Here is a 12,902-nt window from a genome sequence, read left to right on the forward strand (position 1 = left end):
TTTTTAGGTATCAGCAGACTCTAATATTATGCACAAATATGGTGAGGATGCTAAGCTTAGAAAAATAAATAAACTTGAAAAGTAGAGGATTATGCAGGTAGAACAATCGAATCAGCGTCAGTATTCAACAGCATGGATTTTGTTACTTGCTTTGTTGACAGCACTCGGTCCATTGTCAATTGATATGTATTTACCCGCATTGCCCCAAATGGCAAATGAGTTTGGGGTAAGTACCCAAATGATTGCAAATACATTACCTGCTTACTTTTTGGGTTTAGCCATAGGTCAATTAATTTATGGACCTGTGAGTGATCGTATTGGGCGCAAGCCTCCCTTATATTTTGGGCTTAGCCTTTATGTGATTGCAAGTTTGGCTTGTGCGTTTACAACAAATGAATGGGCTTTGATTGCTGCACGAATTTTTCAGGCTTTAGGTGGTTGTGTTGGTGTTGTGATTGCGAGAGCAGCTATACGTGATCGCTTAGACATGCAAGGTTCAGCTCAAGCCTTTTCAAGCATGATGATCGTAATGGGGCTTGCGCCTATTCTAGCCCCGATGTTTGGTGCATGGATTCTGACATTTTTCCCATGGCAGGCTATTTTTCTGACGCTAGCAATGATTGGTGTGATCTGCTGGTTGTGTATACATTTCTTCTTTAAAGAATCATTACCTATTGAACGCCGTTTAAAATTATCGACTTATCAAGTCACTACACTTTATGCTGCAATTCTAAAAGATGACAGCTTCAGAGTGCCAATGTTTGCAGGTTGTTTAACTGGCGCAGCATTATTTTGTTATATCAGCTCTGCTTCAGCCGTTTTTATGGGGCAGTATGGACTGTCTCAGCAACAGTTTTCTTATGCATTTGCATTTAATGCAGCTGGGATTATGTTGATGTCTTCAATCAATAAGCACTTAAATACTCGAATGGGTATTTTTCAGCGGTTACGACTAGGTGGGTCGATTCAATGCTTTGGAGCAGTTGTTGTCATCAGTGCGGGGTTGATGGCGAATGCACCGTTGTGGTTATTAATGTCTGGTCTTTTTTTAGTTGTGTCTGGTATTGGATTAACTGGTCCTAATGCAATGGCTTTGGCGATGTCTAAGCAGGGTGCGCGTGCTGGAACTGCGAGTGCGATTATGGGGAGTATGCAGTTTGCATGTGGTTTGTTGGGTGGCGTAATTTTAAATTTCTTGTTATGGAAAGCGAGCCTCAATATGGGCATTATGATGTTGATGTTTACTAGCGCAGGTTTGTTTGCAATTTTAAAAGTTGGAAAACAGCTACAAAACAGTACCTCTGCATAGAGATACTGTTATTTAAACAATTTACTGGTCTAAAAATACTGTAAAGTTTTCAACGGGTTCACGGGGAGTAATGAAGGTATTTACGATATGATCAGGATCAGCATATCCCAAGGCAATTGTACAAACCAATTCTTCATTTTCTGGAGCACCCAAAACATCTAAAACGATGGGGTGAAAATGATTCCATGCTGCTTGTGGGCAAGTATCTAAACCACGTGCTTTTGCCGCAATCATTACATTTTGGATCATCATGGAAATATCCATTTTTGAGCCAATTCCCATTGCTTTATTGACTGTAAAATAAAGTGCGACAGGCGCATCAAACAATTGATAGTTGCGCAATTGTTGCGCCGCCATTTTTTCTTTTTCGCCTTTTTGAATACCCAGCAAACCATACAGTCCCCAGCCATTTTCACGACGACGATCAATAAATGGTGAAATCCATGTTTCAGGGTAGTAGGCAAAAGTTTCTTGATATTGTTCAGCGAGTTCTGGTTGTTGAAAAAGTGCTTGTTGAGCGGTACAAACTCGCTCAATCATCTCGGCGCGTTTTTGGCCTGTCACCACATAGACTTTCCATGGTTGAGTATTCGTACCTGATGGTGCACGAGCGGCAACATTTAAGATATCTTTGATTGTTTCTATTGCAACGGGTGTATCTAAAAATGCACGTACAGAATGACGCGCTGTAATCGCATCATCCACATAACGGATTTGTTCCATGTTCATCTTAAGGTTCCTAAGCTTATTGCTCTTTCTCATGTGGTGAGACTATAAAGTAATAAGATAGATTTGAGGATCGATTTTTAGTCTTAGATTGAGATTTGAATAAAAAATAATCGAGTAAAGATTAACGAGATGAGATTGTCCATAAAATTTTTAATTTGTTATCTTTATGTGAAAAAGAAATATATTTGTAACACAATGAAATAGAAATAGTATTTATTGATACACGCTGAAATCGTTATGATGATTGGAATAAAAAAATACACACAATAATCTAAATTTATGCATAATACGCCCTTTTTAAAAATTGATTAGGCTTTTCTGACCAAGAAGGTGAGGGAAGTTTTCTATGATAAGCATATTTATTTACCCAATTTTATGCTTATGGAAAATGTTGAAATATACACGAATACAGGAGCTTCTCATGAGTTTACCTCTCATCCGTAAGCCGTTCATAGTTCAGGGATTGGCGTTTACCATTGCTGTCTTCATGATGAACAATGCGCAGGCTGCTAGCGAACAAGAACAAATTCAACAACTTCGAGATGAAGTAAAAGAATTAAGAGCTTTATTGGAACAATATGTTCCTCAGTCAAAACAAAAAAATAATGTACCGCAGTACGATACCCAGCGATCAACTACTGTTGCTTCAGTATCCACTCAAAATATTTCATCTAATACCCAGCAAGCGGCTCAAAAATCGCCTTTGAGTTTTAATTCTGCTTCGGGTGCGCAAGTTCAGTTATACGGTTTTCTACGTGGCGATGCCTCGTATCAGGCAAAAGGCGGCGATGCTATTTTTAACCGAATCAATAAAGTTGATCTCGAAGGCAATGAAAAAAATAGTGATCGTTTTTATAGCACTGCGACAGTTACGCGATTAGGTCTAGATTTTAAAGCACCCATTCAAGAAGCGGATGTTGGTGGGAAATTAGAAGTTGATTTTCGTGGTGGTAGTAGTAACGATACGATTCGTATCCGCCATGCGTATATGACTTTAAATAATTGGTTATTTGGTCAAACCACATCTACGTTCTTGGCGACAGATTTACAGCCAGAAATGATTGATTTCAATTCTCCTTTAGGGGTCGGTACTTATCGTACTCCGATGGTTCGCTATAGCGGAAAATTTAATCCAGACACCAGTTATATGCTTGCTTTAGAAAAAGGCAATGACGATAACCGAGCTCCAGCTTTGACCTCTAAGTTAAAATATGATTTTGATGATGGCAAAGGTACGGCTTCAGCCCGTGTTTTAGTAACAGAAGCGCGTAGCAGAGCGAGTTACGACAAGAATAATAATCAATTGACAGCTGATAATGCTGATCTAGGGTGGGGTATTGCGGTAGGAAGTAAGTATAAATTCACTGATTCTTTACAAGCGATGATCGATTATTCGCATGTGAAAGGTGATAGTAAGTTTTTGCTTTATACCAATAGTGCTTTTAATGTAAATCCCAATAGTTTTGAGTTGAATCTGAATGAGTTTGATGCACTCACCTTTGGTACAACTTATCAAGTTAGCCCTAAATTGCGTAGTACTTTAGCGTATGGCGCAATGTTTGCAAAAGATAATAATCAATTTGCGCAACAAGCATTTGCGGATACAACGCAGAACAAAACCTTACAACAAGGTTGGTGGAACATCATGTATTCACCAGTTACTCCGATTACGTTTGGTTTGGAATATATCTATGGCGAACGTAAAACCTTTAATGGTCTAAAAGGTAAGGATAACCGCGTAGGCGCAATGGCTCGCTACAACTTCTAGCCTAATCCTATAAACGTAATCATCCGTGGAAACCAATCGCTTCATTTGGTTGAGTTCTTACAAAGAACTGTATGCTTTTTATTAAGTTGATTGAGTTTTCACTCATTTTGAGAGTTACTATTTTATTAGCTACACGATGGAAAAACCGTCTAAAAGACTAATAAAATAAACGGAAGAAGATATGGAATTTACTTTTAATGGTTTTTATACCCTGATTTCAGCCGTCATTGTGCTGCTGTTAGGGCGTTTTCTTGTTAATCAAATTGATTTCTTGCGTCGTTACAATATTCCTGAACCTGTAGCTGGTGGTTTGGTTGCAGCTGTTGTTTCGCTATTGGTACATTCAATGTGGGGTTATAGCATTGTTTTTAGTAGCCAATTACAAACGAGTTTTATGCTGATTTTCTTTGCTTCAATTGGTTTGAGTGCCAATTTTATGAAGTTGAAAGAAGGTGGACTTGGGCTGGTTATTTTTCTGGTCTGTGTTGCTTCGTTTATTGTGGTTCAAAATGCTGTCGGTATGAGCCTCGCAACGCTTTTAGGTATTGATCCTTTGGTCGGATTGATTGCAGGCTCAATCACTTTAACAGGTGGACACGGTACAGCAGGCGCGTGGGGTGAAATTCTTGAAACTCAACATGGAATTCAGGGTGCATTAGCGCTAGGCATGGCAAGTGCAACTTTTGGTTTGATCATTGGCGGCATCATTGGTGGGCCACTTGCAAAACTATTAATCAATCGTTATAGCCTTGCTCAAGAGCAATCATCCACTGCAATTAAGAATCGTGATACCCATTTAGATCAACATCCTGATGAACTCGCACCATTTGAAAATCCACATCAAGTGCGTTTAATTACGGCCGATAATGCGATTACCACATTGGGTATGTTTGCGGCGTGTCTAGCATTTGCTGAGTTTATGACAGGTTATAGCAAAGGCACATGGTTTGAGTTACCAACCTTTGTATGGGCATTGGGTGGTGGTGTCATCCTGCGTAATATTTTAGAAAGCGTATTAAAAGTTGATATTTTTGATCGTGCAATCGATGTGTTTGGTAATGCATCTTTGTCACTTTATTTAGCGATGGCATTGTTGTCATTAAAGTTGTGGCAGTTAGCCGATTTGGCTGGCCCGCTGGTTGTAATTTTGGGTGCACAAACCATTACCATGGCGTTGTATGCAGCATTTATTACTTTCCGTGTCATGGGCAAAAATTATGATGCAGCAGTTCTTGCTGCTGGTCACTGTGGTTTCGGTATGGGAGCAACGCCAACAGCTGTTGCTAACATGCAAGCAATTACCAACATGTATGGACCATCACATAAAGCATTTTTAATTGTTCCGCTTTGTGGTGCGTTCTTTGTTGATTTAATTAATGCAACAGTAATTCAATTAATTTTGAAATTCTTTGCCTAAGTCGGATCAAAAGCCCCATGTGGGGCTTTTTTGGTTCATCCATTGTTATCGTATATGTACGGGCGTACATAAAATATTTAAAAGCGAATAAGTGATGAATGAAAAATTAAATGACACCCTGATGGCTTGGGTAAGTTTTTTTAATGATCCTTTATGGGACTTTCTGGTCATTTTCCTACTAGCAGTAGGGATTTTCTATACTGTTGCAACGAAAGCAGTACAGATCAGAATGTTCTTTCATAGTATCAAAGTCATGAAAGGCAGCCGTAAAGGCGAAAAAGATACGCACGGATTGACACCATTTCAGGCGTTTGTAACGGGCTTAGCCAGTCGAGTTGGGGTGGGTAATATTGCGGGTGTAGCAATCGCAATTGCGATTGGTGGTCCTGGTGCTGTGTTTTGGATGTGGTTTACCGCAATTTTGGGTATGAGTTCAGCGTTTATTGAATCTTCACTCGCTCAGTTATTTAAAGTCAGAGATAGTAATAGTAAGCAATTCCGTGGAGGACCTGCTTATTACATTACTCAAGGCTTACGCAGTAAAACCTTTGGTGTGATCTTTGCACTTGCCCTCATTTTTACTTATGGTTTTGTTTTTAACTCAGTTCAAATCAATGCGATTGCCAATGCTTCTTCTCATGCGTGGGGTTGGGATAAAGCGAATCTGATTGCACACTTGGGTGGCGTTGATCTCGAAATTTCATGGGTAGGTCTTGCACTTGTCGTTATGGTTGCATTAGCAATCTTCGGTGGTATCAAACGTATCGCAAAATTTGCGGAAATGTTTGTGCCGTTAAAAGCAGGTCTCTATTTGGCAGTTGCTTTATATATTGCGATTAGTAATTACGAGTTGTTGCCAGGCATTTTCAAACTCATTTTCACTGAAGCATTCCAGTTTAATGCAGCTGCAGGTGGCTTCTTTGGTGCCATGATTTCTATGGCTATGATGCAAGGGATCAAACGTGGTTTGTTCTCAAATGAAGCGGGTATGGGTTCTGCGCCGAATGCTGCCGCGGCATCAGATGTAAAACACCCTGTGAACCAAGGTTTGGTCCAAATGTTGGGTGTGTTTGTCGATACCTTCATAGTATGTACAAGTACTGCGATTATTATCTTAGTTTCGGGTGTCTATCACGATGCTGGATTTGTTGGTGTTGAACTCACGCAGCGTGCTTTAGAAACTCAGGTCGGAAGTTGGGGCGGTGATTTCCTCGCGATTTTATTATTCTTATTCTGTTATTCGGCTGTTTTAGGTAACTATGCTTATGCCGAAGGTAATATGCAGTTTATTAATAATAATCCAAAAGTGATGTTCATCTTCCGAGTGCTCGTATTAGTGATGGTGTACTTCGGTGCGATTGGTAGTGTTCCACTGGTTTGGTCATTAGCAGATTTGTTCATGGGTATTATGGCGACCATTAACTTGGTAGCAATCTTACTATTAACACCTATAGCACGTACTTTATTGAAAGACTACACCTCTCAGTTAAAGAAAGGCATTCAAGAGCCTGAATTTAAGATTGATAATTATCCAGAATTGAAGAAAAAAGTAGATTCTGATATCTGGTAAGCTATTGAATTGATGAAGGCTTACTTCACTAAATTAAAGCTCCTTTCGAGGGGCTTTTTTTATGAATATATTGTGGATATATACATAAAAATTGATACAGCATTTCACGAATAATGGCGTTAAAATTAAAAGATAGAACCACGTAGATATGGCAAGACAGCATATGAAACAGCTTAAATTATTGACGCTTGGACTTTCAATGGTGATTTTGGCGGGTTGTCAAACGACTTCGCATTTAAAACCTTTAGTTGAAGATGCTCAAGTACAAGCAGTTGTTCAGCCTTTTGCACATATTAAACAACAAGAAAAAAGACCCGTTGTTGCGTTAGTACTCGGCAGTGGTGGGGCACGTGGATATGCTCATATCGGCGTACTTGAAGTGTTGGAACAGCAAGGTATTCGCCCTGATTTTATTGTAGGTACAAGTGCAGGCAGTATTGTAGGTTCAATTTATGCAAGTGGTAAATCCGCAGCAGAGTTGAGAGATATTGCGCTTAAGCTTAAGGCTACCGATGTAAGAGAAGTGAATGTCAGTTTAAAAGGTTTCTTTGATGGTAAAAAAGTTGAGGACTATGTGAATGAGCAAGTCCAAAACATTCCTTTACAGAAGTTAAAAATCCCGATGTATGTGGTTGCAACGGAACTAAAAGATGGCACCAAAACTGTATTCAATTATGGTAATACAGGCCAAGCAGTACGCGCATCTGCTTCGATTCCGAGTATGTTTGTACCAACCAAGATCCGTAATGTGGAATATGTTGATGGTGGTCTAGTCAGTCCTGTGCCTGTGCAGGTTGCACGAGATTTAGGTGCAGATGTGGTGATTGCAGTGGATATTTTGGCACAACCTATTCATACCGAAACCAGTAATGTTTGGGGGCTGTTCAATCAAAATATCAACATTATGCAAGGACGTTTAGCTGAAGAAGAATTGAAAAATGCAGATATTGTCATTCAACCTGATCTACGTGAAAAAGCGCATATCTTTGATATCAAAGGTCGTGAAATGACTATGCAAGCAGGTATTGATGCTGCAAAAGAAAAATTGGCTAATATTCAATGGGTAATTAAAAGCAAAACAAAGCAAGTTGATTTAAATCAACAGGATTTAGCTTTAAAAATGAGTAGCCTTGAGCCATAGTTTCCGCAAAATATTGAATTAACGATAGACAACGATAAGATTTAAGTTCGTCTATCCAGTCGATGTTTATTAAACAAATTGTAAATACGATACAAAAAGCTATCAAAAAATTGAGAAAACAGGTAAATAACTACCATTCATTAAACTTTTTTATCAGACAAATTTAAGTTTGAAATTATAGGATGACGTTCTAACGTCAATAGCAACACTACAAGGATTGTTAAACGCGATGTTTAAATCTTTTTTTCCTAACCCACGCTTGTTCTTTATTTCAGTCGTTGTGTGGTTAGCCCTGAATATGCTGCTTTGGTATACAGGTGGTCATAGTTGGGGTGAATATCTTGGTTTTCCTAAAGGGTATGCCGATGCTGAACTTTCGGTCGGGGTCAGCCGTTTTTGGGAATCGTCATCACTCTGGTTCTATTTGTGGTTTATAGTTGCTACAGGGTTATTTGCAGGGTTCTGGCGGTTTTTTTCTGATAACAAGTGGCAAAACTGGTCAATATTGGGATCTGCATTCATACTGTTTAATATCTGGTTTGCAGTACAGGTGAGTGTTGCTGTCAATGCTTGGTATGTTCCATTCTGGGATTTGATTCAGAGAATGTTGACCAATGGTGGTGGGAATATTGCTGATTTATATAGAGAATCAATGGTGTTTCTATATATTGCAATGGTTGCAATTACTCTTGCCGTCGTAAATTCTTTTTTTACCAGTCATTATGTATTCCGTTGGCGGACAGCAATGAATGAATATTATACTGAACACTGGCAGCAGTTACGTCATGTAGAAGGAGCAGCGCAACGTGTGCAGGAAGATACCATGCGGTTTGCTACGATTGTGGAAGATTTAGGGGTTGAGTTTGTCAAGTCTGTGATGACACTGATTGCTTTTTTACCCTTATTATTTCAGCTTTCAAAACATGTTCCTGTGATTCCATTGGTTGGAGAGTTACAATATTCTTTGGTCTGGGCTGCCATTACATGGGCAATCTTCGGTACAGTTTTACTCATGGTGGTAGGTGTTAAATTACCAGGACTACAGTTTAATAATCAAAAGGTTGAAGCAGCATACCGTAAAGAATTAGTTTATGGTGAAGATCATGCTGATCGTGCACAACCTGCAACGTTAAAAGAGCTTTTTGGACGTGTTCGTAAAAACTACTTTCGATTATATTTTCACTATACGTATTTTAATTTAACCGCCTCATGGTATGGTCAACTAGATGTGCTTTATAGTTTAGTCGTCCTATTTCCTGCAATTGCGGGGGGATTATTAACACTCGGTTTAATTAATCAGATTCGTGGTGTCTTTATACAAGTTGGGACATCTTTCCAGTATCTTGTTAGTTCATGGAAAACGATTATTGAACTGTTATCGATTCGAAAACGTTTAAAAGCGTTTGAATCCATTCTTGATAGGGACTAAGTTCTTTATCAATAAAAAACCTGCAACTAGCAGGTTTTTTTGTGTCCATGATTTGATTAGTGAGTCGCGTTGTAAAAGTTTAGAATAGCTCCAACCAAATGCTGTTGTGATTGATCAACGGTGACTTTGATTTCTCTAAAGTTAAACGTGTCTTCATCTTGATATTTGGCTACGCCATGTGTTCTGTTATTCAGCTTAGGAATTTGATAACTAAAGAAAGCGATTTGTTTTGAAGGGTGTACGATCTTAAGTAATTTAAGCGGATCTTGATAACCGCCGTATTCATATTCCACACTTTGTTTTAAAAGATGCGGAAAATAAAGCGTCGCATTTGGCATGCCGCAACCTACACAAAATGATGAATCATAAAGCTGAATTACTTGTTTCTGATTTGGACTCATAATTAAGGCAGATCCAGTACCATTCGCTCCTGCATTTGATTGTATGTCTTGCCAATTTCTAGGTACAAGCACAATTCCTATTTCAGGAATAGCCCATAACTTGAGTTGTTCAGCTTGTTTAGCATCTAATTTAAAATCGAAATGACAGCTTTTTGCGGAACATGATTTAAAGTCTTTTAATAAACCATCTTCCACAGGGTTGAGTACGGTTACCCCGTAAAAAGGCACTCGAACATCATTTGCAAAAGAAGCTTCACCGAGAGGGTAAATTTGATTTTCTGCTTTTCGTTCTTTTGCACTATTTGAAAACTGAGGGAAATTTGCTTTAAATACTGTAATTTCAGCATGAGTGGCTGAGGAGAACATACTCATTAAAATCATGGGAAATAAAATTGTTCTTTTCATTTTTAAATTTGACCAAACTCAGTTTGCTTTAAGCTAGTATCTTCTGCAATAAAATGACATATGACAAGTGTAGATCAGCCCTTTAAACTGTTTCAAGTTTGATAATAAATATGAGTAATACAGAATGATACCAGTGAAGAATATACTTTCAGTTTGCTGCTTTATGGCACTCAGTTCTACTAGCTTCGCACAAGAAATCAAAGGTATTTCATTTTCACATCAAGATTGGGAAATTTACTGTAGTAATACAGGATCATGTCGTGCCGCTGGTTATCAAAATGAAGACGGGCAAAATGAACCTGCATCGGTGTTATTAACGCGCAAAGCTGGAGCAAAGCAAACAGTCAGTGCCGAGTTCGCGCTTGCAAATTTTGAGCAAGAATCACTGCCAGCAGCTAAACTCCAAAATATTCATTTTTATGTGAATGGAAAAGATTTGGGTCAAGTCTCTGTTGATGGCACTGAGTTCCCAATCATGGGGAAACTTTCTACAAATCAGGTGAATGGCTTATTGCAACAAGCCAAACAAAAGACAGATATTGTCTTTAAAAATTCAAATGTCCAATGGCAAATCTCTGATGCAGGTATGACAGCTAGTTTATTGAAAATGGATGATTTTCAAAAACGGATTGGCACAGTAGGCGCATTGATTAAAAAAGGCAGTACTGATGAATCTAAGATTCTAGCTGCTCAGCCTAAACTTGTTGTGGAAAAGGTAAAAACAGCCGATAAACCTTATCTCACGCTACAACCTAAAACGAAACAGTATCAATCCGTGTATTCACTTTTAATGGCAGCACAACCTATCCCCAAAGAGGAGGGATTCTGTGAGGGCATCTATAATGGTGATGGAACAGAATCGCAACCAATCGAGCTTTATAAGCTAAGTAACAATAAAGTATTGGCGATGACTTTGTGTTGGCGAGCAGCCTATAACGAAGGTTATGGTGCATGGGTACTCGATCAATCATTAACAGGAAAAGCGGCTTTCGTGACGGAACATGCCTCTGACTTTGGTTTAGGAGTGATGAGTAGTGCACAAAAAGGTCGTGGCATAGGAGATTGTTGGTCAAGTGATGAATGGGTCTGGGATGGTCAGAAATTTGTACATACCAAAGAGATGTGGACAGGCATGTGTAAAGGGCTTGCTGCGGGTGGGGTTTGGGAACTTGATCAAATTGAAGCAGTTGTAAAATAGCATTTTGAATAAATAAAAATAGCCTAAGGAAATATCATGCTGAATAATAAAATTCATTTACGTGGGCTGATTTTAACTGTTTCATTCAGTTGTTTTAGTTCCTCAATTTTTGCTGCACCGTTGCAGATTTTAGAGTTCAAAAAGGGGAAACTCAGTCAGGTTGAGCAAAGTCAAATTTGTGAACAACTTAAAGGTGTCTGTCCACAGCAAGCACAATGGCGCAGTTTGAAAACTACGGATCAAAATCTATGGTTATTGTCAGGAAGTGATATTGCTCAATTTCATCTATCGCAAACTGGACTGAAATTAACTCATCAGTGGCATATACAATTAGCACCCTCTGAGGAAATGGTACGGACTAGCCAATATATTTTTCCTAAACTATTTCCGATGACTGAAAACCGTTATGCGATTGCGCAGATTGATACCTTTTCAGAAATGTATTCTGGTGGTGGCGCGGGGATTGAGCGTGCTAGTTTTTATGAATTAAAGGATTCAGGGCAGACACATCGTTTTATTGAAAATTATCCTTTTAGTTTTAATCGCATGATTCGGGCATGTTTCTCTGAACAGGATTATGAAACTTCTAAAAGTAAATGCCATGATGAAGATCGTTTGAGTCTAGAGATTCGTCCGATTAAACCGATGTTGTGGCAATTCCGTTATCGTTACAGTTTAGAAGTATCACCAGCATCAGATTCAGGTGAGAAATCATTTAAGGGTAGTCGTAATCTCAATATTGATCTAAACAAAGCACCAAAGCAGCCAAATATTCCTGCACATTGGGATTATCAAGGACAAGGTTAAGTTCGGGTTTTACATTTTGCCTAAGTTTTCAGGCTTTGGGCTTACGCAATTTACAGCGTCATAACAGATGATTTGTATAGTGCGTGGTACAAAGAGACTGATTGCAATTTGGAACTGTGCTTATGTCTCATGTTTATACTTCTGCCCGCCGTAAATTTTCTCATTTGAGTCGTTCAGTGTTGATGGCTGCGGCTGTGTTGGGAACAACCCAAGTGGCAATGGCAGGGCCAACAGTCGATCAACTCAGTGATTGTTTGGTTAAAGCGACTACCGCAGCAGATAAGACTACGGTGTTGCAATGGACGTTTACGGCTTTGGCTGCACATCCTGATTTAAAATCTTTTAGTAATGTTACGTCTGAACAGAAGAATCAGTTAGATCAGAAATTGGCACAGGTTTTACAGCGTGTGATTGTGGAGCAGTGTTCTACAGAGACTAAGGCGGTGATTCAGGCAGAGGGAATTCAAGCGGTTGGGGAGGCTTTTCAGCAGTTAGGTCAGAGTGCAGGTGAGGATATTGTCAAAGACCCAGCGGTCAGACAGCAGTTGCAAGGCATGTTGCGTTATATTGATTTAAATAAGTTAGTCACGACTTTTTTAACACCTGATATTTGGAATAAGTTGGGTGTGTTGAGAGGGCAGTGATTGATTTCATATTGCTGAACTTGGTTTTAAAAACTGTTTTGAAGCGGTTTTCTTATTTGTTGAATTTAACCCGAATCGCGGATA

11 protein-coding genes are annotated in these 12,902 nt (G+C 39.1%); 9 read left to right on the forward strand and 2 right to left on the reverse strand.

The genetic code is table 11. The features are described from left to right. Positions 1 to 91: 91 nt before the first annotated feature. A complete protein-coding gene (locus tag AAV96_RS03970) occupies positions 92 to 1,309 on the forward strand; it encodes a multidrug effflux MFS transporter (RefSeq protein WP_046738392.1) in 1,218 nt (405 codons plus the stop codon). A gap of 21 nt (positions 1,310 to 1,330) precedes the next feature. Here AAV96_RS03970 and AAV96_RS03975 read toward each other — a convergent pair whose 3' ends face one another. Further along, on the reverse strand, positions 1,331 to 2,038 hold the full coding sequence (locus AAV96_RS03975) for a nitroreductase (protein WP_046738393.1): 708 nt from the start codon (positions 2,036 to 2,038) through the stop codon (positions 1,331 to 1,333). Between the two features lie 421 nt (positions 2,039 to 2,459). Here AAV96_RS03975 and AAV96_RS03980 point away from each other — a divergent pair, with 421 nt between their 5' ends. From AAV96_RS03980 to sbmA, 5 genes are all read left to right on the forward strand, one after another. Continuing rightward, the gene (locus AAV96_RS03980; RefSeq protein ID WP_046738394.1) at positions 2,460 to 3,806 is read left to right on the forward strand and encodes a DcaP family trimeric outer membrane transporter; all 1,347 of its coding nucleotides are present in this window, start codon (positions 2,460 to 2,462) and stop codon (positions 3,804 to 3,806) included. Positions 3,807 to 3,987: 181 nt separating this feature from the next. Beyond that, the gene (gltS, locus tag AAV96_RS03985; RefSeq protein WP_004664624.1) at positions 3,988 to 5,223 is read left to right on the forward strand and encodes a sodium/glutamate symporter; all 1,236 of its coding nucleotides are present in this window, start codon (positions 3,988 to 3,990) and stop codon (positions 5,221 to 5,223) included. 94 nt (positions 5,224 to 5,317) lie between these two features. Further along, entirely contained in the window at positions 5,318 to 6,793 is a 1,476-nt protein-coding gene (locus tag AAV96_RS03990; RefSeq protein ID WP_005214267.1) for an alanine/glycine:cation symporter family protein, read from the forward strand. A gap of 163 nt (positions 6,794 to 6,956) precedes the next feature. Further along, a complete protein-coding gene (locus AAV96_RS03995) occupies positions 6,957 to 7,934 on the forward strand; it encodes a patatin-like phospholipase family protein (RefSeq protein ID WP_042862339.1) in 978 nt (325 codons plus the stop codon). A 229-nt stretch (positions 7,935 to 8,163) separates the two neighbouring features. Next, positions 8,164 to 9,363: a peptide antibiotic transporter SbmA gene (gene sbmA, locus AAV96_RS04000; RefSeq protein WP_004664618.1), complete on the forward strand. Its 1,200-nt coding sequence runs from the start codon at positions 8,164 to 8,166 to the stop codon at positions 9,361 to 9,363. A gap of 56 nt (positions 9,364 to 9,419) precedes the next feature. Here sbmA and AAV96_RS04005 read toward each other — a convergent pair whose 3' ends face one another. Next, positions 9,420 to 10,169: a DUF4850 domain-containing protein gene (locus AAV96_RS04005; RefSeq protein ID WP_205625866.1), complete on the reverse strand. Its 750-nt coding sequence runs from the start codon at positions 10,167 to 10,169 to the stop codon at positions 9,420 to 9,422. A gap of 124 nt (positions 10,170 to 10,293) precedes the next feature. On the opposite strand from AAV96_RS04005, the gene AAV96_RS04010 reads away from it, so the two are divergent. The 3 genes from AAV96_RS04010 to AAV96_RS04020 all read left to right on the forward strand — a co-directional run bounded on the left by AAV96_RS04010 (position 10,294) and on the right by AAV96_RS04020 (position 12,818). Next, on the forward strand, positions 10,294 to 11,367 hold the full coding sequence (locus AAV96_RS04010; protein WP_046738395.1) for a DUF1176 domain-containing protein: 1,074 nt from the start codon (positions 10,294 to 10,296) through the stop codon (positions 11,365 to 11,367). A gap of 36 nt (positions 11,368 to 11,403) precedes the next feature. Beyond that, positions 11,404 to 12,174, forward strand: coding sequence for a hypothetical protein (locus tag AAV96_RS04015; protein ID WP_046738396.1), 771 nt, complete (start codon positions 11,404 to 11,406; stop codon positions 12,172 to 12,174). A gap of 122 nt (positions 12,175 to 12,296) precedes the next feature. Beyond that, entirely contained in the window at positions 12,297 to 12,818 is a 522-nt protein-coding gene (locus AAV96_RS04020; RefSeq protein WP_046738397.1) for a hypothetical protein, read from the forward strand. Positions 12,819 to 12,902: the final 84 nt, after the last annotated feature.

Source organism: Acinetobacter sp. AG1, assembly GCF_001005525.1.
GTDB classification, from domain to species: domain Bacteria; phylum Pseudomonadota; class Gammaproteobacteria; order Pseudomonadales; family Moraxellaceae; genus Acinetobacter; species Acinetobacter modestus.

Excerpts from the sequence above, each read along its gene's own strand:
- AAV96_RS04010 (WP_046738395.1), top strand. The coding sequence starts at position 10,294 with ATGATACCAGTGAAGAATATACTTTCAGTTTGCTGCTTTATGGCACTC.
- AAV96_RS04005 (WP_205625866.1), bottom strand. The coding sequence starts at position 10,169 with ATGAAAAGAACAATTTTATTTCCCATGATTTTAATGAGTATGTTCTCC.
- AAV96_RS03975 (WP_046738393.1), bottom strand. The coding sequence starts at position 2,038 with ATGAACATGGAACAAATCCGTTATGTGGATGATGCGATTACAGCGCGT.
- AAV96_RS03995 (WP_042862339.1), top strand. The coding sequence starts at position 6,957 with ATGAAACAGCTTAAATTATTGACGCTTGGACTTTCAATGGTGATTTTG.
- gltS (WP_004664624.1), top strand. The coding sequence starts at position 3,988 with ATGGAATTTACTTTTAATGGTTTTTATACCCTGATTTCAGCCGTCATT.
- sbmA (WP_004664618.1), top strand. The coding sequence starts at position 8,164 with ATGTTTAAATCTTTTTTTCCTAACCCACGCTTGTTCTTTATTTCAGTC.
- AAV96_RS03980 (WP_046738394.1), top strand. The coding sequence starts at position 2,460 with ATGAGTTTACCTCTCATCCGTAAGCCGTTCATAGTTCAGGGATTGGCG.
- AAV96_RS03990 (WP_005214267.1), top strand. The coding sequence starts at position 5,318 with ATGAATGAAAAATTAAATGACACCCTGATGGCTTGGGTAAGTTTTTTT.
- AAV96_RS03970 (WP_046738392.1), top strand. The coding sequence starts at position 92 with ATGCAGGTAGAACAATCGAATCAGCGTCAGTATTCAACAGCATGGATT.
- AAV96_RS04015 (WP_046738396.1), top strand. The coding sequence starts at position 11,404 with ATGCTGAATAATAAAATTCATTTACGTGGGCTGATTTTAACTGTTTCA.
- AAV96_RS04020 (WP_046738397.1), top strand. The coding sequence starts at position 12,297 with ATGTCTCATGTTTATACTTCTGCCCGCCGTAAATTTTCTCATTTGAGT.